Genomic DNA, 25018 nt, shown 5'->3' on the forward strand with positions numbered 1-25018 from the left:
GGCCCCTTCTCAGCTCTTCAAGCCGAGCGCAGCGATCAGGCCGCGACGACCTCGATGTTGACCTTGGCGGCAACCTCGGGGTGCAGACGCACGGACGTCTCGTGGGCGCCCAGGGTCTTGATCGGCGAGCCGAGCTCGATGCGGCGCTTGTCGACCTCGGGGCCACCGGAAGCCTTGATCGCCGAGGCGATGTCGGCCGGGGTGACGGAGCCGAAGAGACGACCGGCGTCGCCGGAGCGGACGGCCAGGCGAACCTTGACACCCTCGAGCCGGGCCTTCACAGCGTTGGCCTGCTCGATGGTCTGGATCTCGTGGATCTTGCGAGCACGACGGATCTGCTCGACGTCCTTCTCGCCACCCTTGGTCCAACGGATCGCGAAGTTCCGCGGGATCAGGTAGTTGCGAGCGTAGCCGTCCTTGACGTCGACGACGTCGCCCGCGGCGCCGAGGCCAGAGACCTCGTGGGTGAGGATGATCTTCATCTGTCGGTCACCCTTCCCTTATCGCGCTTGCGCGGTGTAGGGCAGCAGCGCCATCTCACGGCTGTTCTTGACGGCCGTGGCGACGTCACGCTGGTGCTGCGTGCAGTTGCCGGTCACGCGACGGGCACGGATCTTGCCGCGGTCGGAAATGAACTTCCGCAGCATGTTCGTGTCCTTGTAGTCAACGTACGTGACCTTGTCCTTGCAGAAAGCGCAGACCTTCTTCTTAGGCTTGCGCACAGGCGGCTTCGCCATGGTGTTTCTCCTGTGTGATCAAGAAGTTGGGATACGACCCGCCTTCGGCCCGATCGGGCCCGGACATCCGGGCCCGAAGGCCTAGAAGGGGGGCTCGTCCGAGTAGCCGCCGCCGGCGCTGCCGCCGGAGTTTCCACCCCAGCCACCGCCACCGCCACCGCCACCGCCTTGGCTGCCACCGCTGGCACCCGGGTTGCCACCGGCGGGAGCGCCGGTAGCCCACGGGTCTTCGGCGGGAGCGCCGCCGCCCTGCTGGCCGCCGCCGGAGTTTCCACCCCAGCCGCCGCCACCCTGGCCGCCACCGCCGCCGTAACCACCCTGGCCGCCCTGGCCACCGCGGCCGGCGGCCTTGGTGACCTTGGCCGTGGCGCTGCGCAGGCTGGCGCCGACTTCCTCGACGTCCAGCTCGTAGACCGTGCGCTTGACGCCCTCACGGTCCTCGTAGGACCGCTGCTTCAGCCGGCCCTGCACGATGACGCGCATGCCTCGCTGGAGCGACTCCGCGACGTTCTCCGCCGCCTGACGCCAGACCGAGCAGGTCAGGAACAGGCTCTCGCCGTCCTTCCACTCGTTCGTCTGCCGGTCGAAGGTGCGGGGAGTGGACGCGACACGGAACTTCGCGACCGCCGCACCGGAGGGGGTGAAGCGCAGCTCGGGGTCGTCGACAAGATTGCCGACGACCGTGATGACGGTCTCGCCTGCCATGGGGGAACCTCTCGGCGGGTTTGCTGCTGGCTGCTTGTGCTGCTACTCAGAATCCCGAGATCAGCTGAGCTCGCGAGCTCAGTGGGTCTCGGGACGGAGGACCTTGGTCCGGAGGACCGACTCGTTCAGGTTCATCTGGCGGTCGAGCTCCTTGACGACCGCAGGCTCTGCCTGCAGGTCGATGACCGAGTAGATGCCCTCGGGCTTCTTCTTGATCTCGTACGAGAGACGACGACGGCCCCAGGTGTCGACCTTCTCCACCTTTCCGTTGCCCTCACGGACGACGGAGAGGAAGTTCTCGATCAGCGGGGAGACAGCGCGCTCCTCGAGATCGGGGTCGAGGATGACCATCACTTCGTAGTGACGCATGTGGAACCCACCTCCTTTGGACTCAGCGGCCACGGTCGATCCGTGGCAGGAGGGTTGTGATGCGTACGCAACGGTATCGGCCGCCACTGACAGTCGGGGATCGGCAAGCGAAATCCCCGCTCTGAGCTGGGCGGACTCCCTGGCTCTGCCTGGGCAGACACCGGTGCAGACGGTACAGACTACCTGCACACGTGCTTCCGGTTGAAATCAGGCGGGTGTGACCGTCAATCTGTACACGTCGGGTGTGTATGGCGCTACGATGCGCCGCCTTCCGCAGGAGGTGCCACATGGCACAGGCATTGCGACCCAATACCGCCGGATCTCTCTTCGCCACCGACGGCAAACCCCATCCGCTCCAGGACACCCTGCTCGCGGTAACGCTGGTGCTCGGCTTGACGGCCTTCATCACGTCGTTCTTCCACAGCCTGCATCTGCTCAGCTCCTGGGCCGGTCTGGTGGGAATCCTGACCGGCGCGTACGGACAGTGGATCTCCGAGACCACCCGTGAGCGCTTCGGTCTGATCCTGGGTCTCGGTGCCTCGGCCGTCGGCTTCTTCATCGGCATGGCGCACGGCGGTCTCTTCGGCGGACTCTGGTGACCCGACCGGCTCCGGTAGCGGCATCACGGACACCGTCAGCACCGGAACACGCGTAGGACACGTACGAACCCTGACGGAACGCCCCGGCCGCGCACGGGCCGGGGCGAAGGTTCCGTACGCCCAGTCAGGGCGCTCGCAGGGCGCAGTAGGCTTCGGCGCGAGAGCCGGAGCCCCTGTACCCATGGGGACACACCAGCCCGAGGAGCGCCCCGAATGAGCCTGACCCTGAGGACGATCAGCCGTGAGCAGCATCTGGCATACATCCAGAGCCTGCCCTCGGCGAGCCACATGCAGGTTCCGGCCTGGGCCGACGTCAAGGCCGAGTGGCGGTCGGAGAGCCTCGGCTGGTTCGACGAGCGCAGCGGTGAACTGGTCGGCGCGGGTCTGGTCCTCTACCGCCAGTTGCCCAAGATCAAGCGCTACCTGGCCTATCTGCCCGAGGGTCCGGTCATCAACTGGTATGCGCCGAATCTGGCCGAGTGGCTGGAACCGATGCTCGCGCACCTCAAGCAGCAGGGCGCCTTCTCGGTGAAGATGGGCCCGCCGGTGATCATCCGTCGCTGGGAGGCCATCTCCATCAAGGCGGGCATCCAGAACCCGGACGTGAAGCGGCTGCGTGACATCGAGGCCGACTTCATCGAACCGCGCGCCTTCGAGGTGGCCGACAAGCTGCGCCGCATGGGCTGGCAGCAGGGCGAGGACGGCGGTGCCGGCTTCGGCGACGTCCAGCCGCGCTACGTCTACCAGGTGCCGCTCGCGAACCGCTCCCTCGAAGAGGTCCACAAGAACTTCAACCAGTTGTGGCGCCGCAACATCAAGAAGGCCGAGAAGGCCGGTGTCGAGGTGGTCCAGGGCGGCTACCAGGACCTCGAGGAGTGGCAGCGGCTGTACGAGATCACGGCCGTGCGCGATCACTTCCGGCCGCGCCCGCTGTCGTACTTCCAGCGCATGTGGTCGGCCCTCAACACCGAGGACCCCAACCGCATGCGGCTGTACTTCGCCCGCCACAACGGCGTGAACCTGTCGGCGGCGACGATGCTGATCGTCGGCGGGCACGTCTGGTACTCCTACGGCGCCTCCGACAACATCGGCCGTGAGTTCCGCCCCTCGAACGCCATGCAGTGGCGGATGCTGCGAGACGCCTACGCGCTCGGCGCGACCGTCTACGACCTGCGCGGCATCTCCGACTCGCTGGACGAGACCGACCACCTCTTCGGCCTGATCCAGTTCAAGGTCGGCACGGGCGGACAGGCCGCGGAGTACCTCGGCGAGTGGGACTTCCCGCTGAACAAGCTGCTCCACAAGGCGCTCGACATCTACATGTCGCGCCGCTGACGTCACGCTGACTGATTCCCTACCCCTGACACCGCAGCCACCAGAAAGGTCCCAGGTCCGGCCATGGCGCTCACGCTCTACGTCGACACCGCGCGCTGGCGGGCGCACCACAAGCACGTGCAGGAGCAGTTCCCGGCCCTCGTCCCGGTCTGCAAGGGCAACGGCTACGGCTTCGGGCACGAGCGGCTGGCGGAGGAGGCCACCCGGCTGGGCTCGGACATCCTCGCCGTCGGCACGACCTACGAGGCCGCGCGCATCAAGGACTTCTTCGGCGGTGACCTGCTGGTGCTGACGCCCTACCGGCGCGGCGAGGAGCCCGTCCCGCTGCCCGACCGGGTCGTGCGCTCGGTGTCGTCGGTCGACGGCGTGTACGGCCTGGTGGGCGCCCGCGTGGTCATCGAGGTGATGTCGTCGATGAAGCGGCATGGCATCAGCGAGCAGGATCTGCCGCAGTTGCACGCAGCGATCGAGAACGTTCGGCTGGAGGGCTTCGCCATCCACCTGCCGCTGGACCGCACCGACGGCTCCGACGCCGTCGAGGAGGTCATCGGCTGGATGGACCGGCTGCGGGCGGCCCGGCTGCCGCTGCACACGATGTTCGTCAGCCACCTCAAGGCCGACGAACTCGCCCGGCTGCAGCAGCAGTTCCCGCAGACCCGCTTCCGCGCCCGGATCGGCACGCGGCTGTGGCTGGGGGACCACGACGCGACGGAGTACCGCGGAGCGGTCCTGGACGTCACACGGGTCGCCAAGGGCGACCGCTTCGGCTACCGGCAGCAGAAGGCGGCCTCGGACGGCTTCCTGGTGGTCGTGGCGGGCGGTACGTCGCACGGGGTGGGTCTGGAGGCCCCTAAGGCCCTGCACGGCGTCATGCCGCGCGCCAAGGGCGTCGCCCGCGCCGGCCTCGCCACGGTGAACCGGAACCTCTCGCCGTTCGTCTGGGGCGGCAAGCAGCGCTGGTTCGCCGAGCCGCCTCACATGCAGGTGTCCATCCTGTTCGTGCCCTCGGACGCTCCGGAGCCGCACGTCGGCGACGAGCTGGTGGCCCATCTACGGCACACCACCACGCAGTTCGACCGGCTCATGGACCGCTGAGCCTCGTGAACCGCTGAGCAGACGCCGCAACGAAAAGGGCCGTACACAGAGATTCCGTGTACGGCCCTTCCCTTACGGCCCGCTGTTCGCTCAGAGCGAACTGTCGGTGGCGTCCTGCTTGCCCCAGTCCACCTGCGGCCCATCGAAGGAGGGGGCGTGCCGCGGCGGATGGGCCGCGGCGCCGAAGACAAAGGCGTCCTCCGCCCCGTCGAGCACCCCGCCCGAGGGATCGTCGTCCCCGGCCTGCCGCACCACGTCCCGCTCCGGCATCAGGATGTCGCGCACGACCACACCGCACAGGTAGAGCGTCCCCAGCAGGTGCACACCGATGGCCCAGTAGTAGCCGTCGGGCGGCAGGCCCTTGTGGGCGTCTCCGCTCATCGTGTACGCGAGGTACATCCAGATGCCCAGGAAGTAGGCGACCTCGCATGCCTGCCAGATCAGGAAGTCCCGCCACTTCGGCCGGGCCAGCACCGCCAGCGGCACCAGCCACAGGACGTACTGCGGCGAGTAGACCTTGTTGGTGAGGATGAAGGCCGCCACGATCAGGAAGGCCAGCTGGGCGAAGCGAGGACGGCGCGGCGCGGTCAGTGCCAGCGCCGCGATACCCACGGCGCACAGCACGACGAGCAGCGTGGCGAGGGTGTTGACACTGTCCGTGGTGAGGGGATCGCTGGAGTTCTGGGCCAGGATCAGCCAGAAAGAGCCGAAGTCGACGCCCCGCTCCTGACTGAACCGGTAGAACTTCGACCACCCATCGAAGGCGAAGAGCATCACCGGCAGGTTCACCACCAGCCAGGCGACGGCCGCACCGCCGAAGGCCTTGCCGAAGTCCCGCCACTTCCCCGCGCGCCAGCACAACACGAACAGGGGGCCGAGCAGGAAGACGGGATAGAGCTTGGCGGCCGTGGCGAGCCCCAGCAGGACGCCAAAGGCCAGGGACCGGCCCCGGGACCACATGAGCATCGCCGCGGCCGTCAGGGAGACCGCCAGCAGGTCCCAGTTGATGGTCGCGGTCAGCGCGAAGGCGGGCGCCAGGGCGACCAGCAGGCCGTCCCAGGGGCGCCGGGCATGCGTCCGGGCCACGCAGACGGCGATGACGGCCGCGCACGCCATCAGCATCCCGGCGTTGACCATCCAGTACCACTGCTCCTGGTCCTGGATGCTGCCGCTGCCCGGTGTGAGCCAGGCGGCCACCTCCATGAACACGCCGGTCAGCACCGGGTATTCGAGGTAGTCCATGTCGCCGGGAAGCTTGTCGAAGTACGGCACGAGCCCGTCGGCGAAGCCACGCCCCTGGTACAGGTGCGGGATGTCCGAGTAGCAGGCGTGCGTGTACTGGGAGGTGGCGCCGAAGAACCAGCCTCCGTTGTAGCAGGGCGCCTTCTGGATCAGTCCTAGGGCGAACATCCCGATCGCCACGAGCGCGACGATCCGTACGGGAGTCCACCAGGACGTCCCCAGCAGGGCCCGGCGGCCGAGGGGACCGCCGATGAGCTCACTGCCGGCCACGGCCACCGGGTCGTCGCTGGTCGGCCTGACCGGATCCGGCTCGTGCACGGGCGTCGGCGTCGATTCTGCACTGGGCATGGGCGCCATCCTGCCGTACAGACCTAGGAAAACGTCGAGGGCCGCCCCACCTGGTCCGGCGGAGCGGCCCTCGTTTCACGTGAAACATGCGCATGTTTCACGTGAAACACCCAAGCCGGGCGATCACAGACCTAGCCGCCCGGGCCTCCGAAGAAGCCGCCGTTGGCATTTCCTCTGGTGTTGCCGTTCGTCTCCGTGTCGGTCGGCGACGGGGACACTTCCCCTGTTCCGCCGTTCCCGTTTCCGTCGGTCGTCCCGCCGGTCTCCTCGTTGCAGTTGAAGATGTTCGTGCAGGTCTCGGTCGGCGTGGGTGAGGGCTCGACCTCCGTCACGCTGGGAGACGGGGAAGGCGACGGCTCCGCTTCCTCGGTCTCGGTGGCCGAAGGAGACGGGGACGGGGACGGCTCCGCGTTGACGACCTCGCCGATGGGCTCGGGCTCCGGGAAGTCCTTCGGCTGGGTGCCCTTCAGCGCCTCGGCCATGTAGTCGTGCCAGATCTGCGCCGGGAACGAGGCACCGTGGATCTTCTTCTGGCCACCCGTTCCGAACATCTCCAAGAACGTACGGTTCTTGTTCGACTCGTCGTCGTCGTAGCGGAACATGCTGACCGCGGTGGACAACTGCGGGGTGTAGCCCACGAACCAGGCCGACTTGTTGCCGTCGGTGGTACCGGTCTTGCCCGCGACCTGACGGCCGGGAAGCTGGGCGTTGGTGCCGGTGCCGTCCTCGACCACGGTCTTCAGGACGTCCGTGACGTTGTCGGCCACCTTCGAGGTGAAGGCCTGGTTCGTCGTGGTCTCGTGCGTGAAGATCTGCCCCTTCTCGCTCGTGACCTTCTCCACGGAGTACGGATCACGCTGCTTGCCACTGGCGGCGAAGGTCGCGTACGCGCCCGCCATCCGGATCGCGCTCGGGTCGGAGATGCCGATCGAGAACGACGGGAAGCCGCTGTTGGTGAGGCTGGAATCCTTCAGGCCCGCGCTGGCGGCGGACTCCTTCACCTTGTCCAGACCGACGTCCATGCCGAGCTGCACGAAGGCGGAGTTCACCGACTCGCGCATCGCCTCCCGCAGGTCGATCTTGAATTCGGGCGGAGAGCCGAGAGAGACGTCGCCGTCATTGGTCTGCAGCCACTCCTCGCCCTTCTCGTTCTTCCAGACCGTGTCGTCGTAGTTCTTGATCTTGAGCTTGTTCTGGCCGCTGAACAGGCTCTCGGGCGAGACGATGGTGCGTTCGTCCTGTGCTTGCGACGACCCCAGATTCGGGTCGCGCACACCCCAGGTCATCGCGGCCGCCAGCACGAACGGCTTGAACGTCGAACCGACCTGGGCACCGGTCTGGTCGGCGTTGTCGGTGAAGTGCTTGGTGGCGTCCTCACCGCCGTAGATGGCCCGGATGGCACCGGTGTCCGGTTCCACGGACGCTCCACCGAACTGGACGTGCGTGTCCGTCTCCGGTCGTTCCTCCGGCTTGATGTTGGCCTTCTGGACCTTCGTGACCGATTCCTCGAGCTCCTTGACCTTGTTCTTGTCGAAGGTCGTGTAGATCGAGTAGCCGCCCAGCTGCAGCAGGTCCTGGGTGATCCCGGTCTCCTTGCTGTGGGTGACCAGGTAGCCGTTGGCGAGGTCGACGAGGTAACCGATCTGCCCCTTCAGGTCGGTGTTCGACCGGGGGTTCTGCCACTTGGGGAGCTTGGTGTACTTGGCCCGCACGTTGGCGTCCAGATGCCCGTACTCGACCATCTTGTCGAGGGTGTCCTGCATCTGCTGCAGGGCCCGCTTCTGGTTGGCCGCGGACGTCGCGCCGACCGGGTCGACGGAGGGCGTGCCGGCGGGGTCGTAGTACGTGGCGCCCTTCAGCGTGGCGGCCAGGAAGGCGCACTCACCCGGGTCGAGCTTGATCGCGTCCTTGTTGAAGTAGGCGCGGGCGGCGGCCTGGATTCCGTAGGCGTTGCGCCCGTAGTACGCGGAGTTCAGGTAGCCGGCCATGATCTCGTTCTTGTCGACCTCGGCGCCCACCTTTATCGACACGAAGATCTCCTTGAACTTCCGGGAGATCGTCTGCGACTGGTCGTTCAGCATGGCGTTCTTGACGTACTGCTGGGTGATCGTCGAACCACCCTGCGTCTGTCCGCCCCGGGCCATGTTGAACACGGCGCGGGCGATGCCCTTGGGGTCGATGCCGCTGTCGTCGTAGAAGGTCTTGTTCTCCTGCGAGATCACCGCCCAGCGCATCTCCTCCGGGATCTGCGAGAGGTCGATCTTCTGACGGTTCGTCTCACCACCGGTGGCAACCATCTGGCTGCCGTCCTTCCAGTAGTAGACGTTGTTCTGCGCCGTCGCCGTCTTGGCGACGTCCGGGATGCCCACCATGGCGTACCCGATGCCCGCCACGGCCACCAGACTGCCGACGAAGCCGACGAACAGGCCCGCCACGAGCTTCCAGGACGGCATCCAGCGCTGCCAGCCGTACTTGTCGGCGCGCGGGTAGTCGATCAGGCGTTGCCGGTCGGGCGACGAACGCCCTCTGCCCCGTCCGGGGCCGGTCGGGTCGCCGCGGCGGCCCCCTACGGCTTCGGCCGCTCCGCGCCGCCCGCCCGAGTTTCTCTGGGACGCGCGTCGGGTCTCGGTACGGCTGCCGTGAGACTGATCCTCGCCTGCGGACCCGTGACCCAACCCGTAGTCGGAAGGAGATCCGGTGGCGCCTCGCGGTGCCGCGCGGCGGCCGGAGGACGGACCGGACTGACCGCGTCGGGCCGCGGCACGTCCGCCTTCCTGCGACTGCGGCGGTTTGCGACGGTGCTCGCTCATCGAACGATTACTCCTCGGGCAGGCGCATCCGTGCGCGCCTGGAAAGGGCGGCTGGTTTCCTGTCCCCCCAAAGTACGGATGCGGCCGGTTGCGCATTCACCCGTACTGCACCGAGGACCTCGACGCCCCCCGGCGTCTCATGGATCCCGGTGGTGTGCATGGCGCACAGACTACGCACCGTCAAAACCTGCCTAGGCCCGAGATTCACCCCAAATCAGGCAACTCGCCTGCAATGAATCAGTGATGTGATCCCGTTCACCATCCCCCCTCTTGTCGCATCCGGAAGGCCGTTCTATCGTCGTGATGTATCGAGTCGATACATCGGAGCGACATAAGGACGGAAGGAGGCGACGATGAGCCGGCGCGCCGGAATCCTCGAGTTCGCCGTCCTGGGCCTTCTTCGCGAGTCCCCGATGCACGGCTATGAGCTGCGCAAACGACTCAATACGTCACTGGGCGTGTTCCGTGCGTTCAGCTACGGCACGCTCTACCCCTGCCTCAAGACGCTGGTCGCCAACGGCTGGTTGATCGAGGAGCCGGGAAACACCTCCGAGGACGCCCTCGCCGCACCACTCGCAGGGCGTCGCGCCAAGATCGTCTACCGGTTGACGGCGGAGGGTAAGGAGCACTTCGAGGAGCTGCTCTCGCAGACGGGTCCCGACGCGTACGAGGACGAACACTTCGCCGCCCGTTTCGCCTTCTTCGGGCAGACGTCGCGCGATGTTCGCATGCGCGTACTGGAAGGCCGGCGCAGCCGGCTGGAGGAGCGCCTGGAGAAGATGCGCGCCTCCCTGGCACGCACGCGAGAGCGCCTCGACGACTACACACTCGAGCTCCAGCGCCACGGGATGGAGTCCGTGGAGCGCGAAGTGCGCTGGCTGAACGAGCTCATCGAGAGTGAGCGGGCCGGACGGGACCTGAAGGGTTCCGCCTCCGGGGAGTCCGCTCAGCAGAACACCACATCTGGATCGTCGGGCGGCCTGCCCCGTCCCGGGGACACCCCCGGGACGGATACGTCCGACGAAACCGCCACGTGAGTGCCCATTCAGGGCCTCACTCGTACACACAGGGAGCAACCGGAATGGGTTCGGTTCGCGTAGCCATCGTCGGCGTGGGCAACTGCGCGGCGTCACTGGTGCAAGGCGTCGAGTACTACAAGGATGCCGACCCGGCGTCCAAGGTCCCGGGCCTGATGCACGTGAAGTTCGGGGACTACCACGTCGGTGACGTCGAGTTCGTCGCCGCTTTCGACGTCGACGCGAAGAAGGTCGGACTCGACCTCTCGGACGCCATCGGTGCCAGCGAGAACAACACCATCAAGATCTGCGACGTCCCGCACAAGGACGTCACGGTCCAGCGCGGTCACACCCTCGACGGTCTCGGCAAGTACTACCGCGAGACCATCGAGGAGTCCGCCGAGACCCCTGTCGACGTGGTCCAGATCCTCAAGGACAAGCAGGTCGACGTCCTCGTCTGCTACCTGCCCGTCGGTTCCGACTCCGCGGCGAAGTTCTACGCACAGGCCGCCATCGACGCCAAGGTCGCGTTCGTCAACGCCCTTCCGGTCTTCATCGCCGGCACCAAGGAGTGGGCGGACAAGTTCACCGAGGCGGGCGTCCCGATCGTCGGCGACGACATCAAGTCGCAGGTCGGAGCCACCATCACGCACCGTGTGATGGCGAAGCTGTTCGAGGACCGCGGTGTCCGTCTCGAGCGCACCATGCAGCTCAACGTCGGCGGCAACATGGACTTCAAGAACATGCTGGAGCGCGACCGCCTGGAGTCCAAGAAGATCTCGAAGACGCAGGCCGTCACCTCGCAGATCCCCGACCGCGACCTGGGCGAGAAGAACGTCCACATCGGCCCGTCGGACTACGTGCCGTGGCTGGACGACCGCAAGTGGGCGTACGTCCGCCTCGAGGGCCGTGCCTTCGGTGACGTCCCGCTGAGCCTGGAGTACAAGCTCGAGGTCTGGGACTCGCCGAACTCGGCCGGCGTCATCATCGACGCCCTGCGCGCCGCGAAGATCGCCAAGGACCGCGGCATCGGCGGCCCGATCCTGTCGGCGTCGAGCTACTTCATGAAGTCCCCGCCGGTCCAGTACTTCGACGACGAGGCCTACGACAACGTCGAGAAGTTCATCCGCGGCGAGGTCGACCGCTAGCTCGACCGAGTACGGAAAATTCGCTCCTGCCAGGGCTGAGAAGGGTCCCCGGGTCACATGACCCGGGGGCCCTCCCCGTGTGTGAGGCTGTGCCCCATGGCCGTCGTCCGTGATCTGCGCGTCCTGTTGCGCTTGGGGAACTTCCGGCGTCTGCTCGCCGTGCGGCTGCTCTCCCAGGGCGCGGACGGCGTCTACCAGGTCGCGCTCGCCACCTATGTCGTGTTCTCCCCGGAGAAACAGACCTCGGCCACAGCGATCGCCTCTGCCATGGCGGTCCTGCTCCTGCCCTACTCGCTGGTCGGCCCGTTCGCCGGCGTCCTGCTGGACCGCTGGCGCCGCCGCCAGGTCTTCTTCTACGGCAACCTGCTGCGCGCCCTGCTGGCGTCCGTGACAGCCGTCCTGATGATCAGTCATGTCCCGGACTGGCTCTTCTACGCTTCCGCGCTGTGCGTGACCGCGGTCAACCGCTTCGTCCTCGCCGGTCTGTCGGCGGCTCTGCCGCGCGTGGTCGACGGCGAGCGCCTGGTGATGGCCAACTCCCTCTCCCCGACGGCCGGAACGCTCGCCGCGGTCGCCGGCGGCGGCCTCGCCTTCGTCGTCCGGCTGGTGATCGCGGACTCCGACGCTGCGGTGGTGCTGCTGGGATGCGTGCTGTACCTGTGCTCTGCGCTCGTGTCCCTGACCATGGCTGCGGATCTGCTCGGGCCCGACCGTGAGCTGATCCAGCCCCGGCTGGCGACCACACTCCGGGGCACCGCCCGCGGCCTTTCGGCCGGCATACGTCACCTGGCCGAGCCGAAACGCAGGGAGGCCGCCTGGGCGCTCGGCGCGATCTCGCTGATGCGGTTCTGCTACGGCGCCCTGACCGTCATGGTGCTGATGCTGTGTCGGTACGCCTGGTCGTCCGACCCGGACCAGGGACTGGCCCTCCTGGGGCTGGCGGTAGGCGTTTCCGGCATCGGTTTCTTCGTCGCCGCGGTGGTGACCCCGCTGGCCGCTGGACGTCTGGGCCCGGTCCGCTGGATCGTGGTCTGCTCCGCGGCCGCCGCACTTCTGGAACTCGCCCTGATGCTCCCGTTCACCCAAGTCACCACGTTCATTGCGGCGTTCGTGCTGGGACTGGTCACCCAGGGAGCGAAGATCGCCACCGACACCATCGTCCAGTCCTCCGTGGAGGACGGCTTCCGCGGCCGGATCTTCTCTCTCTACGACGTCCTGTTCAACGTCGCCTTCGTCGGCGCCGCCGCAGTTGCCGCCCTGATGCTGCCGCCTGACGGCCGTTCAGCGGCGCTGGTGGTCACGGTCGCTGTTATCTACGGAACAATTGCTGGCACTATGGCCCGCTTTGAACGCCAGTAAGTGTCACATCAAAGACACAGACTCCCCCTCGGCTACAGGGTTGTCAGTGGATCCCGGTAACTTACGTGCGTCTTACCTCGCGAGTGATTTCGCGCCACACGTCTAAGTTTTCTAGGGGGACCCCAAGTGTCGACTCCGCCGCCCCAGGGCCAGGGCCAGAACCCGTTTGCGCAGCAGGGCCAGCAGCCCTACGGCCAGCCCGAGGGCCAGGCCCCGTACCCGCCGCAGGGCGGCTACCCCCAGCAGCCCGGCCAGCCCGGCTACCCAGCCGCCCCCTACGGCGCGGTCCCGCCGGAGCAGCCCCGCCGCAAGGTCAGCTTCAAGCTGGTCAAGAACGTCGTCATCGTCATCGCTGTGATCGGTGTGGTCATCGGCGGCTACATAGCCAGCCGGGACGACGCCAAGACGGCGGCGGTCGGCAACTGCATGCACCGGGGCAGCAACAGTGACGACAACCCCGACCTCGAGGTCGTCAAGTGCGACTCCACGCAGGCGCAGTACATCGTGCTGGCGAAGGTCGAGGGCACGTACACCCAGGTCACGGCCGACAGTAAGTGCGCGGAGAAGGCCAAGGACTTCCAGTACTCGTACACCGAGACCGGTGACAACAGTAACTTCCTGCTCTGCCTGAAGGACTACAAGAAGTAGGGCAGTTGCAGACAGGGGCGGTGTTTCACGTGAAACACCGCCCCATCGCATGTCCGCATGCCACGTGGAAGGGGTCATGTTTCACGTGAAACATGACCCCTTCCACGGCCTCAGTCCTGCTGGGTCCACCACTCCTTGAGCGCGTCCACCGCCGCGTCGTATTCCATCGGACCGTTCTCCAGGCGCAGTTCCAGCAGGTGCTTGTACGCCTGGCCGATGGCGGGTCCGGGGCCGATGCCCAAGATCTCCATGATCTGGTTGCCGTCGAGGTCGGGACGGATCGCGTCCAGCGTCTCCTGCTTCTTCAGCTGGGTGATGCGATCCTCCAGCCCGTCGTACGCTCGCGAGAGCGCGACCGCCTTGCGCTTGTTTCGCGTCGTGCAGTCCGAGCGGGTCAGCTTGTGGAGACGTTCGAGGAGCGGTCCCGCGTCACGCACATAGCGACGCACCGCGGAGTCCGTCCACTCGCCCATGCCGTAACCGTGGAAGCGCAGGTGGAGTTCGACGAGGCGAGAGACGTCCTTCACCAGCTCGTTGGAGTACTTCAGAGCCGTCATCCGCTTCTTCGTCATCTTCGCTCCGACCACCTCGTGGTGGTGGAACGAGACGCGGCCGTCGTTCTCGAAGCGACGGGTCCGCGGCTTGCCGATGTCGTGCAGCAGCGCGGCGAGCCGCAGGACGAGGTCGGGACCGTTCTCCTCCAGGGCCATGGCCTGTTCCAGGACGATCAGCGTGTGCTCGTAGACGTCCTTGTGCCGGTGGTGCTCGTCGCTCTCCAGCCGCAGAGCGGGCAGCTCGGGCAGCACATGGTCGGCGATGCCGGTGTCGACCAGCAGCGACAGCCCCTTGCGCGGGTGCGCGGACAGGATCAGCTTGTTCAACTCGTCCCGGACCCTCTCGGCCGAGACGATCTCGATGCGGCCGGCCATGTCGTTCATCGCCATGACGACCTCGGGGGCGACCTCGAAGTCGAGCTGGGCGGCGAAGCGGGCGGCGCGCATCATGCGCAGCGGGTCGTCCGAGAAGGACTCCTCGGGCGTACCCGGAGTGCGCAGCACCTGTGCCGCGAGGTCTTCGAGGCCGCCGTGCGGGTCGATGAACTCCTTCTCGGGAAGCGCCACGGCCATGGCGTTCACGGTGAAGTCCCGCCGGACGAGGTCCTGCTCGATGGAGTCGCCGTACGACACCTCGGGCTTGCGCGAGGTGCGGTCGTACGCCTCGGAACGGTACGTCGTCACCTCGATCTGAAAGCTTCGGTCCACGTCACCGACGCGGGCGTCCTTCTGGGCTCCGACGGTGCCGAAGGCGATCCCGACCTCCCAGACGGAGTCCGCCCATGGCCGCACGATCTTCAGGACGTCCTCGGGTCGGGCGTCCGTGGTGAAGTCCAGGTCGTTGCCGAGCCGGCCGAGCAGCGCGTCCCGGACCGAGCCGCCGACCAGGGCGAGAGAGAACCCGGCCTCTTGGAAACGGCGGGCCAGGTCGTCGGCGACAGGGGCGACCCGTAGCAGTTCACTCACCGCACGGTGCTGCACCTGGCTCAGGACATTGAGATTGTCTTTGTTGGCGTTCGGCACAACAGAAGAGGGTACGTGGCCCGGCCAGCCGCGGTCGCCCCGATTCCGGGCGGGAGGACATCTCCCCTGATAGGCAGGCAAGCCTGCTCCTTGCCGCCTACACAGGTACTCCTCTCTATACGCGCACATAGCGGATGTCCCGGCCGTCTCTCACGATCTTGTGGAGCAGACCGCGGCACTTCCCCTCGGCGCGCATCGTTACCATGCGTGGACGCACATTCCGACGACCACTGACGACGACGAGGGACGGGCGAACGCGTGGCCGAGGCGGCAGACTTTCCGGGGATGAGTCCCTCACCTGCCCGCCGGTGGCTGCGGCGCACCGGCGCACTGCTCGCCGGGGCGCCTCTGCTGGCCGGTCTCGTCCAGCTGCCCGGCGCCTCCGCGCAGGCCGTCGGCCAGACCTCCGCCAAGGCGGCCTCCGACACGGGCACGGTCGCCGTCGCCGTCGACTCGCTGAGCCCCGGCGCCCCGACCGACGGGGACACCCTGACCCTCTCCGGCACGGTCATCAACAACGGCAAGCGGGCGGTCACCGACGCCCACGTGGGTCTGCGGGTGGGCGCCGCGCTCACCACCCGCTCGGCGATCGACACGGCCGTCAAGCGCTCGGCCGCCCTCCCCGGCAACGACGGCTCCGAGGTGGGCGGCAAGTACGTCGCCGAGTTCGCCAAGCTCACGCCGGGCGTCGCCGAGCACTTCAGCATCTCCATCCCGGTCGACAAGCTCGACCTCGGCGCTGACGGGGTCTACCCGATCAGTGTCGCCCTCTCGGGCGAGACATCCGCTCAGCCGTGGGAGCAGGTGCTGGGCGTCCAGCGGACCTTCCTGCCGTGGCAGCCCGACGAGGCGGACACCCGGACCCGGACAACCGTGCTGTGGCCGCTGGTGTCCACCGTGCACATGACCGCGGAGACGGGTTCGAACGCGCAGCAGACGCCGGTCTTCCTCAACGACGACCTGGCCGCGGAGATCGCTCCCGGCGGCCGCCTCGACCAGCTCCTGACCCTGGGCAAGGAACTCGACATCACCTGGGTGATCGACCCGGACCTGCTGGCATCGGTCGACGCCATGACCGGCAGCTACCGGGTCCGGGGCGACGGCGACACCACCACGGCCGGCACCCACCAGGCGATCGCCAAGCAGTGGCTCGACGATCTGCAGGACGCGGTGATCGGCAAGGAGGTCGTCGCGCTGCCCTTCGCCGATCCCGACCTGGCCGCCCTCGCCCACAACGGCACCGGCGTCGCCGGCTCGCTGAGCCAGCTCAAGGCGGCCACCGACGTCGCCGCCACCACGGTGGAGACGGTGCTCCACGTGACGCCGAGCACCGACTTCGCGTGGCCGGTGGACGGCGCCGTAGACCCGTCGATCGTCAAGGTCGCCACCTCCGCCGGCGCCGACAAGGTGATCGCGCGCAGCGACAGCCTGACCGAGACCGGCGATCTCACCTACTCGCCGTCCGCGGCCCGGCCCATCGGCGGCGGCACCACGGCGGTCGTCGCGGACGCGCGGCTGTCGACGACGTTCCAGGGCGATCTGACGAAGGCATCCGCGTCCACGCTCGCCGTGCAGGAGTTCCTCGCGCAGAGCCTGGCGCTGAACCTGCAGACGGACAAGCAGCGCAGCATCGTCGTCGCCCCGCAGCGGATGCCGACGGCGAGCCAGGCCCGGTCGCTGGCGGAGGCCGTGACGACGCTCCAGGGCGGCACCTGGTCGCAGTCCCAGCAGCTCGTGGCGACCGCAAAGGCCAAGCCCGATCCGCGCGCCAGCACGAAGGTGTCGTCGAAGTCGGCCTACCCGTCCTCGCTGCGCAAGCAGGAGCTGTCCCGGTCGGCCTTCGGGCAGATCGCGGACACGCAGGACAACCTCGACAACTTCAAGGTGATCCTCACCAACGAGGCCCGGGTGGTGACCCCCTTCGGGCGAGCCATAAACCGTGAGATGTCCACGTCGTGGCGGGGCCGGAGCACCGCTGCGAGCACCTTCCGCCAGGGCGTGCAGGCCTACCTCGACAGCTTGACCGGCCAGGTCAAGCTGATCGACAAGTCGGAGACCAAGCTCTCGGGGCGCAGCGCCACGATCCCGGTGACCGTGCAGAACAACCTGGTGCAGGGCGTCGACCACCTGGTGCTGCGGCTCACCTCGACGAACCCGACCCGTCTGGAGATCTCCGGCGAGGACTACGCCGAGCAGCGGATCACGGTCTCCGGCGGGCACACCACGACGGTGAAGTTCACCACCTCCGCCAACGTCAACGGCCAGACGACGGTGGTCGCCCAGTTGTTCACCGAGGACGGCCAGAAGTACGGCGCGCCGGTCAGGTTCGATGTGAGGGTCACGGAGATCACGGCCACCGTGATGCTGGTCATCGGCGGCGGTGTCCTGCTGCTCGTGCTGGCAGGCTTCCGTATGTACACCCAGCGCAAGCGTGCTGCGGCCCGCCAGGCCGAGGAGTCCGGCGAGGACGGCGAGTCCGCCGTGGACCGTGACGAGGAAGAATCCGACGCCCGAGCCGGGGCAGACGACCCGGAGCAGCCGAGTGACGAGACACCGGACACCGCGACCGAAAGCGCCGACCCGTCCGCCACGGGTGAGAGAGTGGACCGTTGAGGATGTCGTGGCCGGTGGGCCCGGGACGATGAGGTGGGGTAAGCATGAACGCGCCGTACGACGGTGACCGCGGCCAGGCCGCGGGCGGCTCGGGCCACCCCGAGGGCCCGCCGCCCGAGCACGGCCAGGTGCCGCCGCAGCTCCCCGCGGACATGTACCTCCAGGACGCCTACGACCAGGACCCCTACCGGGCCCAGGACCTCACGGCGCAGGATCCGGTCGCCGAGGCGCTCTACGACCGCGCCGCGCACCCCCCGCCGCCCCCGGGCACGTACGAGCCGCCGCAGCCGCTGTACGGCACACCCCCGCAGTCCCCGTACGCCCCCGACCCGCACGTGTGGGCGCAGACTCCGGCGCCCGAGCCGGAGGGCCCCACCCAGTACCTGCCGTACGGCGACGACCCGCGCACGACCCAGTTCGTGGGCGTGGACGACCTGGTGACGCACTCCGGTGAGGAGCAGCACCAGCCCGACGCCTTCGCCCACCTCTTCCGCGACCAGCAGCAGAGCGGCACCCGCGGCCCGACGGAGCCCCCGGCGGTACCGGGCCCGGCCCAGGAGCCGGCTGGTCAGGGAGCGGCGTCGCAGTACCAGGCACCGCAGTACCAGGGTCCGAAGGCACCGTCTCCCGCGGCGGACCAGACCATGAACCTCACCGCCACGCCGATCGCGGCTCCCGCCCCGGCCGCCGCCCCCGCCTCGAAGAAGGGCGGACGCGCCGCGGGCCTGCTGAAGTCCAGCGCCGTCATGGCGGCGGGCACGATGGTCTCCCGCCTCACCGGCTTCGTCCGCTCCGCGCTGATCGTCTCGGCGCTGGGCGTCGGCCTGCTCGGCGACACCTTCCAGGTCGCCTACCAACTGCCGACGATGATCTACATCCTGACCGTCGGCGGCGGCCTCAACTCCGTCTTCGTGCCGCAGCTCGTGCGGGCCATGAAGGAGGACGAGGACGGCGGCGAGGCCTACGCCAACCGTCTGCTGACGCTGGTGATGGTGGCGCTGGGCCTGCTCACGGTCGCCGCGATCGCCGCGGCCCCTCTGCTGATCCGGGCGCTGTCCGACTCGGTCGCCAGCGACCCGGCGGCCAACGAGGTCGGCATCACCTTCGTCCGCTACTTCCTGCCCTCGATCTTCTTCATGGGCGTCCACGTGGTGATGGGCCAGATCCTCAACGCGCGCGGGAAGTTCGGCGCGATGATGTGGACGCCGGTCCTCAACAACATCGTCATCATCGTGACGCTGGGCATGTTCATCTGGGTCTACGGCACCGCCGCGGACTCCGGCATGAAGGTCACGACCATCCCGCCGGAGGGCGAGCGGCTCCTCGGCATCGGCGTCCTGCTCGGCCTCGTCGTGCAGGCCCTCGCGATGATCCCGTACCTGCGCGAGACCGGGTTCCGGCTGCGGCTGCGCTTCGACTGGAAGGGCCACGGCCTCGGCAAGGCCGCGACGCTCGCCAAGTGGACCGTCCTGTTCGTCCTGGCCAACCAGGCCGGCGCGCTCGTCGTCACCCAGCTCTCCACGTCGGCCGGCAAGGACTCGCCGGTCGACGGCACCGGTTTCTCCGCCTACGCCAACGCCCAGCTGATCTGGGGCCTGCCGCAGGCCATCATCACCGTCTCGCTGATGGCCGCCCTACTGCCCCGCATCTCCCGCTCGGCGGCCGAGGGCGACGCCGGCGCGGTCCGCGACGACATCTCCCAGGGCCTGCGCACCACGGCCGTCGCGATCGTGCCGATCGCCTTCGGCCTCCTCGCGCTCGGCATCCCGATGTGCACGCTGATCTTCGGCTCCTCCGGTACCAGCGAGGCCACGAACATGGGCTTCATGCTGATGGCCTTCGGCCTCGGCCTGATCCCCTACTCCGTGCAGTACGTCGTTCTGCGCGCCTTCTACGCCTACGAGGACACCCGGACGCCCTTCTACAACACGGTCATCGTGGCCGCGGTCAACGCGAGCGCCTCGGCGGTCTGCTACTTCGTCCTGCCCGCCCGTTGGGCCGTGGTCGGCATGGCGGCCGCCTACGGACTGGCGTACGCGATCGGCGTCGGCGTGGCCTGGAACCGGCTGCGCAAGCGGCTCGGCGGCGACCTTGACGGCTCCCACGTCCTGCGGACGTACGCCCGGCTGTGCATCGCCTCCGTACCGGCCGCACTGGTCAGTGGCGCCGCCTGTTACGGCATCGGCCACAGCCTGGGCCAGGGCGTCCTCGGTTCTTCGGCCGCCCTGCTGGCCGGCGGGGCCCTTCTTCTCGGTATCTTCTTCGTCGCCGCCCGCCGCATGCGCATCGAGGAGCTCAACTCGCTCGTCGGCATGGTCCGCGGACGCCTGGGTCGCTGAGTCGGGGGCGAGCGCACAACCATCGTCTGCTGCCGCGTGTCGTGCATAGCGGCGGACTGTGGGCACAATTGGGTTCGGCGTCGGACGGCGCGCACGAGGTCGGACGGCGCGCACTGGATGGGGAGGCAGGAACGACGGTGGCGGAACGGAGCACAGCTGCCGTCGACGTGGCAGACAACAGCGGTGACGAGCCGCTGACCGCACAAGCGGACCAGTCCACGGCCGACGGGGTGGTCAAGAACCGGGAGCAGGACACGGACAGCGACGAGGCACAGGGGAGTGGCGGGACGGAACGTCCCGGGGAGAAGGCCTCACCGCCGGAACTGCACAGCGGTCACAAGCTCGCCAGACGCTACCGCCTCGAAGAGTGCGTCACCCGTCTGGACGGTTTCAGCAGTTGGCGTGCGGTCGACGAGAAACTCCGTCGTGCCGTGGGCGTCCACATCCTGCCCGCGGACCACGCACGGGCACGTTCGGTGCTGGCCGCGGCCCGTTCCTCCGCCCTGCTCGGCGATCCTCGCTTCGTCCAAGTACTGGACGCCGTCGAGGAGAACGACCTCGTCTACGTCGTCCACGAGTGGCTGCCCGATGCCACCGAGCTGACCGCGCTACTCGCGGCCGGCTCGCTGGAGCCGCACGACGCCTACCAGATGGTCAGTCAGATCGCGGCGGCCATGGCCGCCGCGCACCGCGAGGGCCTGTCGCATCTGCGGCTGAACCCCAACGCCGTACTGCGTACTTCCTCGGGCCAGTGGCGCATCCGCGGCCTCGCTGTGAACGCCGCTCTGCGCGGCATCATCACCGATACCCCTCAGCGCACCGACACCGAGGCGATCGGCGCCCTGCTGTACGCGGCGCTCACCCAGCGCTGGCCGTACGAGAACGACGCCTACGGCCTGTCCGGGCTGCCCAAGGACGTAGGGCTGATCGCCCCCGACCAGGTGCGCGCCGGTATCCACCGGGGCCTGTCCGAGTTGGCCATGCGCGCCCTCGCCAACGACGGCGCGACCGCCTCCCGGCACGAGGCCGCCTGCACCACGCCGGAGGAGCTGGTGAAGGCGATCGGCGAGATGCCCCGCATCCGCCCGCCGGAGCCCGCGTTCACGGCACCGCCGGAGTACCAGCGCACGACGTACCAACAGGGCACCTACGGCCGCCCGTCGCCGCACCCGGGCGTCACCCAGGCTGTGCCGACCCCGCCGCCTCCGCTGCAGAGCCGCACCGGCAAGGCCCTGAAGTGGGCGGTCTCCGCCCTCCTCATCGCCGCCCTCGGCCTGGGCAGCTGGCAGCTCGCGGACGCCCTGATGGACCAGGGCAAGTCCGACGACTCCAACCAGACCCAGACGACGGACGACGGCGACAAGGCCCCGACTAAGCCCGCCAGCCAACCGATCACCATCACCAGCGCCCGGGACTTCGACCCCGACGGAGACGGCTCCGAGAAGCCCGCTGACGTGGGCAAGGCATACGACAACAGCACCGCGACGTACTGGCAGACGGACTTTTACAAGGGTGCCGACTTCGGCAACCTGAAGCCGGGCCTCGGCATGATCCTCGATCTCGGCAAAGTTCAGCAGGTCGGGAAAGTGACCGTTACCTTCGTGGGAAAGACCTCGGTCGAACTCCGTACCGCCTCCAGCGAAGCGGGCTCCGAGCCCACCTCTTTGGCCGCCTTCACGAAGGTTGCGGAGGGGTCCGGTACAAGCGTGACGCTCCAGCCGACCAAGTCCGTCAAGACCCGCTACCTCTTGGTCTGGCTGACCCAGCTGCCGCCGACCGACGAGGGTACCTATCGTGGCCGTGTGGCGGACATCAAAGTGACCAGCTGAGGGCGAGGGGGAGGGGGTCCGATGGCGGAAGGCGCCGGGTATGACGGGGTGAGCGATCAGGACCTCCTCAACCGTCACGTCGAGGGCGACCCCGAGGCCTTCGGTGAGGTCGTGCGGCGTCATCGTGACCGGCTCTGGGCGGTGGCGCTGCGCACGCTGGGAGACCGCGAGGAGGCCGCTGACGCCGTCCAGGACGCCCTGGTGTCCGCCTACCGGGCCGCCCACACCTTCCGCGGCCAGTCCGCTGTCACGACCTGGCTGCACCGCATCACGGTGAACGCCTGTCTGGACCGCGCCCGTAAAGCGGCTTCCCGCAAGACCTCCCCCGTCGACGACACCGAGCGCCTGGACCAGTTGCTCGAGCCCCACGAGTCGGCGGCGGCCCCCGCGGAGCGCAACGACCTGCACCGCCAGCTCCTCGAAGCGCTCGGCACCCTCCCGCCCGACCAGCGGGCCGCCCTGGTCCTCGTGGACATGCAGGGCTACTCGGTCGCCGAGGCTGCCCGCATGCTCGACGTGCCGACCGGAACGGTGAAGAGCCGCTGCGCCCGAGGCAGAGCCAGACTCCTGCCGCTGCTCACCCATCTCCGGCCGGACGGCACCGCCGGCAAGAGAGAAAGCGGCGCAGGACGGAACCGGGCGCAGGGGACATCCGTCCCACCGGCAGCGGACCCTCAGGACGAGGGGCCGGACAACGCCGGGACAGGCGATTCAGCTGCTGTGAAGGGCGGAGGTGGGCGAGCGTGACATCGACGACGGACACGACCGGGCACCCGGACGTCGCGGAGATCTCCGACCTCACCGAGGGCCTGCTCGCTCCCTCCCGGAGCGCCGATGTACGTCGGCATCTGGACACCTGCGAACTCTGCGCGGACGTCCATGCCTCGCTGGAGGAGATCCGCGGCCTTCTGGGCACCCTCCCCGGCCCGCCACGCATGCCGGACGACGTCGCCCACCGCATCGATGCCGCACTCGCCGCCGAGGCGCTGCTGAACGCCACGCCCCCGGAGAGCGAGGATGCTCCGGAGACCGACGCCAGCGCCGTCGCGGTCGACTACGACGCCGACGCGCTCCATGTTTCACGTGAAACAACGACGGCGACGGACCGACCCGCAGGGCACGCCCGCGCCACCTCCACCGGCCCAGGCCGCAAGGACCGCAAGCGCATGGGACGCCGCAAGGTCGCCGTCCTCGGCGCGGTCTTCACAGCCGCGGCTCTGGGGCTCGGTTCCGTCCTCGTGTCGTCGCTCACGGGCGGCGGGGGGCCGAGCAGTTCGGCGCATCAGTCCGCCGCACCGGACACCTTCTCCGCCACCAAGCTGGAGACACAGGTCACCGACCTCCTGGCCAAGGCCGGCGGCTCCCGCTCCGCAGAGAGTATGGGCATCCAGGGAGAGACCGGCAGCAAGTCGCCCCAGATCCTCCGCCAGCCCGTGGTTCCCCCCTGCGTACAACAGGGCATCGGCCGCGACGATGAGGCTCTCGCCACCGAGGAGGGCATGTATCAGGGGAAGAACGCCCTGCTCGTCGTGCTGCCCGACACCTCCGACAGCACCCGGATCGACGCCTACATCATGGACAAGACCTGTGTGGATCACCCGTCGTCGGGCCCGGCCAAGGTCCTGCTGACGAACTCCTACACGCGTCACTGACAGCCGACGCCACGCCTCGGTCCTGCGTCCGTATCCCCCGTGGAATCCCCTCCGGTGTCGTCCCTCCGTGTGCCCGGACACAGCGGGAATGTACGCCCCTTAGGATCCGTTGGGTGGGGTGAGAGTTCAAGCAGCTCCCACCCGGCTGACCGACGCAGTCCAGAGACGAGGAACATAGCCGTGAGCGACGTCCGTAACGTGATCATCATCGGCTCCGGGCCCGCCGGCTACACCGCGGCGCTGTACACGGCGCGCGCGTCGCTGAAGCCGCTCGTGTTCGAAGGAGCCGTCACCGCGGGCGGTGCACTGATGAACACCACCGAGGTGGAGAACTTCCCCGGCTTCCAGGACGGCATCATGGGCCCCGAGCTCATGGACAACATGCGCGGCCAGGCCGAGCGCTTCGGTGCCGAGCTCATCCCGGACGACATCGTCTCCGTCGACCTCAGCGGTGAGATCAAGACCGTCACGGACACCACCGGTACGGTTCACCGCGCGAAGGCCGTCATCGTGACCACCGGCTCCCAGCACCGCAAGCTCGGTCTGCCGAACGAGGACGCCCTCTCCGGCCGCGGCGTCTCCTGGTGCGCCACGTGTGACGGCTTCTTCTTCAAGGACCAGGACATCGCCGTGATCGGCGGCGGCGACACCGCGATGGAGGAGGCCACCTTCCTCTCGCGGTTCGCCAAGTCCGTGACGATCGTCCACCGCCGGGACACCCTGCGCGCCTCCAAGGCGATGCAGGAGCGTGCCTTCGCCGACCCGAAGATCAAGTTCGTCTGGGACAGCGAGATCGCCGAGGTCCAGGGCGACCAGAAGCTGGCCGGGCTGAAGCTGCGCAACCTCAAGACCGGCGAGCTCTCTGACCTCCCGGTGACCGGCCTGTTCATCGCGATCGGCCACGACCCGCGCACCGAGCTCTTCAAGGGCCAGCTCGACCTCGACGAGGAGGGCTACCTCAAGGTCGCCGCCCCCTCCACCCGGACGAACGTGACAGGTGTCTTCGCCGCCGGTGATGTGGTCGACCACACCTACCGCCAGGCGATCACCGCCGCCGGTACCGGCTGCTCTTCCGCTCTCGACGCCGAGCGCTACCTCGCCGCCCTGGCGGACGAGGAGCAGGCCGAGCCCGAGAAGACCTCCGTCTGACCCTCTCCCGCCCCGCACAAGGAATTGAATTAAGGAGCCCCTGTGGCCGGCACTCTGAAGAATGTGACCGACGACGACTTCGATGAGGTCGTCCTCAAGAGCGACAAGCCCGTCCTGGTGGACTTCTGGGCCGAGTGGTGCGGCCCGTGCCGCCAGATCGCCCCCTCGCTCGAGGCCATCGCCGCCGAGCACGGCGACAAGATCGAGATCGTCAAGCTCAACATCGACGAGAACCCGAGCACGGCTGCCAAGTACGGCGTCATGTCGATCCCGACCCTGAACGTGTACCAGGGCGGCGAGGTCGCGAAGACCATCGTCGGTGCCAAGGCGAAGGCCGCGCTCGTCCGCGACCTGGAGAGCTTCATCTCCGAGTGACGCACTGAGCCGTCCCGCCGACGGCTGATGATGTTTCACGTGAAACACGATGGGGCCGACCCGTGCGGGTCGG

General features: G+C 68.1%; 21 protein-coding genes. 14 read left to right on the forward strand and 7 right to left on the reverse strand.

What is annotated here, in order from left to right; translation table 11 throughout:
- Nucleotides 1–35: 35 nt before the first annotated feature.
- The 4 genes from rplI to rpsF form a co-directional block, all read right to left on the reverse strand.
- Nucleotides 36–482, reverse strand: a complete 447-nt coding sequence (rplI, locus tag OG352_RS21650) for a 50S ribosomal protein L9 (RefSeq protein ID WP_329219040.1) — start codon at nucleotides 480–482, stop codon at nucleotides 36–38.
- 18 nt (nucleotides 483–500) lie between these two features.
- Nucleotides 501–737: a 30S ribosomal protein S18 gene (gene rpsR / locus OG352_RS21655; RefSeq protein ID WP_020130672.1), complete on the reverse strand. Its 237-nt coding sequence runs from the start codon at nucleotides 735–737 to the stop codon at nucleotides 501–503.
- 81 nt (nucleotides 738–818) lie between these two features.
- Nucleotides 819–1442, reverse strand: a complete 624-nt coding sequence (locus OG352_RS21660; protein WP_329219042.1) for a single-stranded DNA-binding protein — start codon at nucleotides 1440–1442, stop codon at nucleotides 819–821.
- Between the two features lie 78 nt (nucleotides 1443–1520).
- Entirely contained in the window at nucleotides 1521–1811 is a 291-nt protein-coding gene (gene rpsF / locus OG352_RS21665) for a 30S ribosomal protein S6 (RefSeq protein WP_006604399.1), read from the reverse strand.
- Between the two features lie 287 nt (nucleotides 1812–2098).
- Here rpsF and OG352_RS21670 point away from each other — a divergent pair, with 287 nt between their 5' ends.
- From OG352_RS21670 to OG352_RS21680, 3 genes are all read left to right on the forward strand, one after another.
- Nucleotides 2099–2410 carry a hypothetical protein gene (locus OG352_RS21670; RefSeq protein ID WP_329219044.1) on the forward strand — a complete coding sequence of 104 codons (312 nt, stop codon included), beginning with the start codon at nucleotides 2099–2101 and terminating at the stop codon, nucleotides 2408–2410.
- A 213-nt stretch (nucleotides 2411–2623) separates the two neighbouring features.
- Entirely contained in the window at nucleotides 2624–3745 is a 1122-nt protein-coding gene (gene femX / locus OG352_RS21675; RefSeq protein WP_329219045.1) for a peptidoglycan bridge formation glycyltransferase FemX, read from the forward strand.
- Between the two features lie 63 nt (nucleotides 3746–3808).
- Complete coding sequence (locus OG352_RS21680) at nucleotides 3809–4840, forward strand: alanine racemase (RefSeq protein ID WP_329219046.1); 1032 nt, start codon at nucleotides 3809–3811, stop codon at nucleotides 4838–4840.
- Between the two features lie 90 nt (nucleotides 4841–4930).
- Here the strand turns inward: OG352_RS21680 and OG352_RS21685 are convergent, their stop codons facing one another.
- Nucleotides 4931–6430: a glycosyltransferase family 87 protein gene (locus OG352_RS21685; protein ID WP_329219048.1), complete on the reverse strand. Its 1500-nt coding sequence runs from the start codon at nucleotides 6428–6430 to the stop codon at nucleotides 4931–4933.
- A gap of 131 nt (nucleotides 6431–6561) precedes the next feature.
- The gene (locus OG352_RS21690; protein WP_329219049.1) at nucleotides 6562–9240 is read right to left on the reverse strand and encodes a transglycosylase domain-containing protein; all 2679 of its coding nucleotides are present in this window, start codon (nucleotides 9238–9240) and stop codon (nucleotides 6562–6564) included.
- 353 nt (nucleotides 9241–9593) lie between these two features.
- On the opposite strand from OG352_RS21690, the gene OG352_RS21695 reads away from it, so the two are divergent.
- The 4 genes from OG352_RS21695 to OG352_RS21710 all read left to right on the forward strand — a co-directional run bounded on the left by OG352_RS21695 (nucleotide 9594) and on the right by OG352_RS21710 (nucleotide 13411).
- On the forward strand, nucleotides 9594–10277 hold the full coding sequence (locus OG352_RS21695) for a PadR family transcriptional regulator (protein WP_329219050.1): 684 nt from the start codon (nucleotides 9594–9596) through the stop codon (nucleotides 10275–10277).
- Nucleotides 10278–10321: 44 nt separating this feature from the next.
- Nucleotides 10322–11404 carry an inositol-3-phosphate synthase gene (locus tag OG352_RS21700; protein ID WP_329219052.1) on the forward strand — a complete coding sequence of 361 codons (1083 nt, stop codon included), beginning with the start codon at nucleotides 10322–10324 and terminating at the stop codon, nucleotides 11402–11404.
- A gap of 96 nt (nucleotides 11405–11500) precedes the next feature.
- On the forward strand, nucleotides 11501–12763 hold the full coding sequence (locus tag OG352_RS21705) for an MFS transporter (protein WP_329219053.1): 1263 nt from the start codon (nucleotides 11501–11503) through the stop codon (nucleotides 12761–12763).
- A gap of 126 nt (nucleotides 12764–12889) precedes the next feature.
- Nucleotides 12890–13411 (forward strand): LppU/SCO3897 family protein, encoded by a 522-nt coding sequence (locus tag OG352_RS21710; protein ID WP_329219054.1) that lies wholly within the window; start codon nucleotides 12890–12892, stop codon nucleotides 13409–13411.
- 110 nt (nucleotides 13412–13521) lie between these two features.
- On the opposite strand, the gene OG352_RS21715 is transcribed toward OG352_RS21710, so the two are convergent.
- On the reverse strand, nucleotides 13522–14988 hold the full coding sequence (locus tag OG352_RS21715; RefSeq protein ID WP_329219056.1) for a CCA tRNA nucleotidyltransferase: 1467 nt from the start codon (nucleotides 14986–14988) through the stop codon (nucleotides 13522–13524).
- A 258-nt stretch (nucleotides 14989–15246) separates the two neighbouring features.
- On the opposite strand from OG352_RS21715, the gene OG352_RS21720 reads away from it, so the two are divergent.
- The 7 genes from OG352_RS21720 (at nucleotide 15247) to trxA (ending at nucleotide 24945) form a co-directional block, all read left to right on the forward strand.
- On the forward strand, nucleotides 15247–17601 hold the full coding sequence (locus OG352_RS21720) for a DUF6049 family protein (RefSeq protein WP_329219057.1): 2355 nt from the start codon (nucleotides 15247–15249) through the stop codon (nucleotides 17599–17601).
- Between the two features lie 44 nt (nucleotides 17602–17645).
- On the forward strand, nucleotides 17646–19940 hold the full coding sequence (gene murJ, locus OG352_RS21725; protein ID WP_329219059.1) for a murein biosynthesis integral membrane protein MurJ: 2295 nt from the start codon (nucleotides 17646–17648) through the stop codon (nucleotides 19938–19940).
- A gap of 137 nt (nucleotides 19941–20077) precedes the next feature.
- Nucleotides 20078–21769 carry a protein kinase family protein gene (locus tag OG352_RS21730; RefSeq protein WP_329219060.1) on the forward strand — a complete coding sequence of 564 codons (1692 nt, stop codon included), beginning with the start codon at nucleotides 20078–20080 and terminating at the stop codon, nucleotides 21767–21769.
- Nucleotides 21770–21790: 21 nt separating this feature from the next.
- On the forward strand, nucleotides 21791–22516 hold the full coding sequence (sigM, locus tag OG352_RS21735) for an RNA polymerase sigma factor SigM (RefSeq protein ID WP_329219062.1): 726 nt from the start codon (nucleotides 21791–21793) through the stop codon (nucleotides 22514–22516).
- Nucleotides 22513–23421 carry an anti-sigma factor family protein gene (locus tag OG352_RS21740; RefSeq protein ID WP_329219064.1) on the forward strand — a complete coding sequence of 303 codons (909 nt, stop codon included), beginning with the start codon at nucleotides 22513–22515 and terminating at the stop codon, nucleotides 23419–23421. Before sigM ends, OG352_RS21740 begins: the two co-directional genes overlap by 4 nt.
- Nucleotides 23422–23601: 180 nt before the next feature.
- Nucleotides 23602–24570 (forward strand): thioredoxin-disulfide reductase, encoded by a 969-nt coding sequence (trxB, locus tag OG352_RS21745; protein ID WP_329219065.1) that lies wholly within the window; start codon nucleotides 23602–23604, stop codon nucleotides 24568–24570.
- 42 nt (nucleotides 24571–24612) lie between these two features.
- Nucleotides 24613–24945 (forward strand): thioredoxin, encoded by a 333-nt coding sequence (gene trxA, locus OG352_RS21750; RefSeq protein WP_329219066.1) that lies wholly within the window; start codon nucleotides 24613–24615, stop codon nucleotides 24943–24945.
- The last annotated feature ends 73 nt before the right edge of the window (nucleotides 24946–25018 follow it).

Source organism: Streptomyces sp. NBC_01485 (assembly GCF_036227125.1).
Taxonomy (GTDB): Bacteria; Actinomycetota; Actinomycetes; order Streptomycetales; family Streptomycetaceae; genus Streptomyces.

Bases quoted from the DNA above. Each gene is read 5' to 3' on its own strand.
- rplI (WP_329219040.1), bottom strand. From the start codon at position 482: ATGAAGATCATCCTCACCCACGAGGTCTCTGGCCTCGGCGCCGCGGGC.
- rpsR (WP_020130672.1), bottom strand. From the start codon at position 737: ATGGCGAAGCCGCCTGTGCGCAAGCCTAAGAAGAAGGTCTGCGCTTTC.
- OG352_RS21660 (WP_329219042.1), bottom strand. From the start codon at position 1,442: ATGGCAGGCGAGACCGTCATCACGGTCGTCGGCAATCTTGTCGACGAC.
- rpsF (WP_006604399.1), bottom strand. From the start codon at position 1,811: ATGCGTCACTACGAAGTGATGGTCATCCTCGACCCCGATCTCGAGGAG.
- OG352_RS21670 (WP_329219044.1), top strand. From the start codon at position 2,099: ATGGCACAGGCATTGCGACCCAATACCGCCGGATCTCTCTTCGCCACC.
- femX (WP_329219045.1), top strand. From the start codon at position 2,624: ATGAGCCTGACCCTGAGGACGATCAGCCGTGAGCAGCATCTGGCATAC.
- OG352_RS21680 (WP_329219046.1), top strand. From the start codon at position 3,809: ATGGCGCTCACGCTCTACGTCGACACCGCGCGCTGGCGGGCGCACCAC.
- OG352_RS21685 (WP_329219048.1), bottom strand. From the start codon at position 6,430: ATGCCCAGTGCAGAATCGACGCCGACGCCCGTGCACGAGCCGGATCCG.
- OG352_RS21690 (WP_329219049.1), bottom strand. From the start codon at position 9,240: ATGAGCGAGCACCGTCGCAAACCGCCGCAGTCGCAGGAAGGCGGACGT.
- OG352_RS21695 (WP_329219050.1), top strand. From the start codon at position 9,594: ATGAGCCGGCGCGCCGGAATCCTCGAGTTCGCCGTCCTGGGCCTTCTT.
- OG352_RS21700 (WP_329219052.1), top strand. From the start codon at position 10,322: ATGGGTTCGGTTCGCGTAGCCATCGTCGGCGTGGGCAACTGCGCGGCG.
- OG352_RS21705 (WP_329219053.1), top strand. From the start codon at position 11,501: ATGGCCGTCGTCCGTGATCTGCGCGTCCTGTTGCGCTTGGGGAACTTC.
- murJ (WP_329219059.1), top strand. From the start codon at position 17,646: ATGAACGCGCCGTACGACGGTGACCGCGGCCAGGCCGCGGGCGGCTCG.
- sigM (WP_329219062.1), top strand. From the start codon at position 21,791: ATGGCGGAAGGCGCCGGGTATGACGGGGTGAGCGATCAGGACCTCCTC.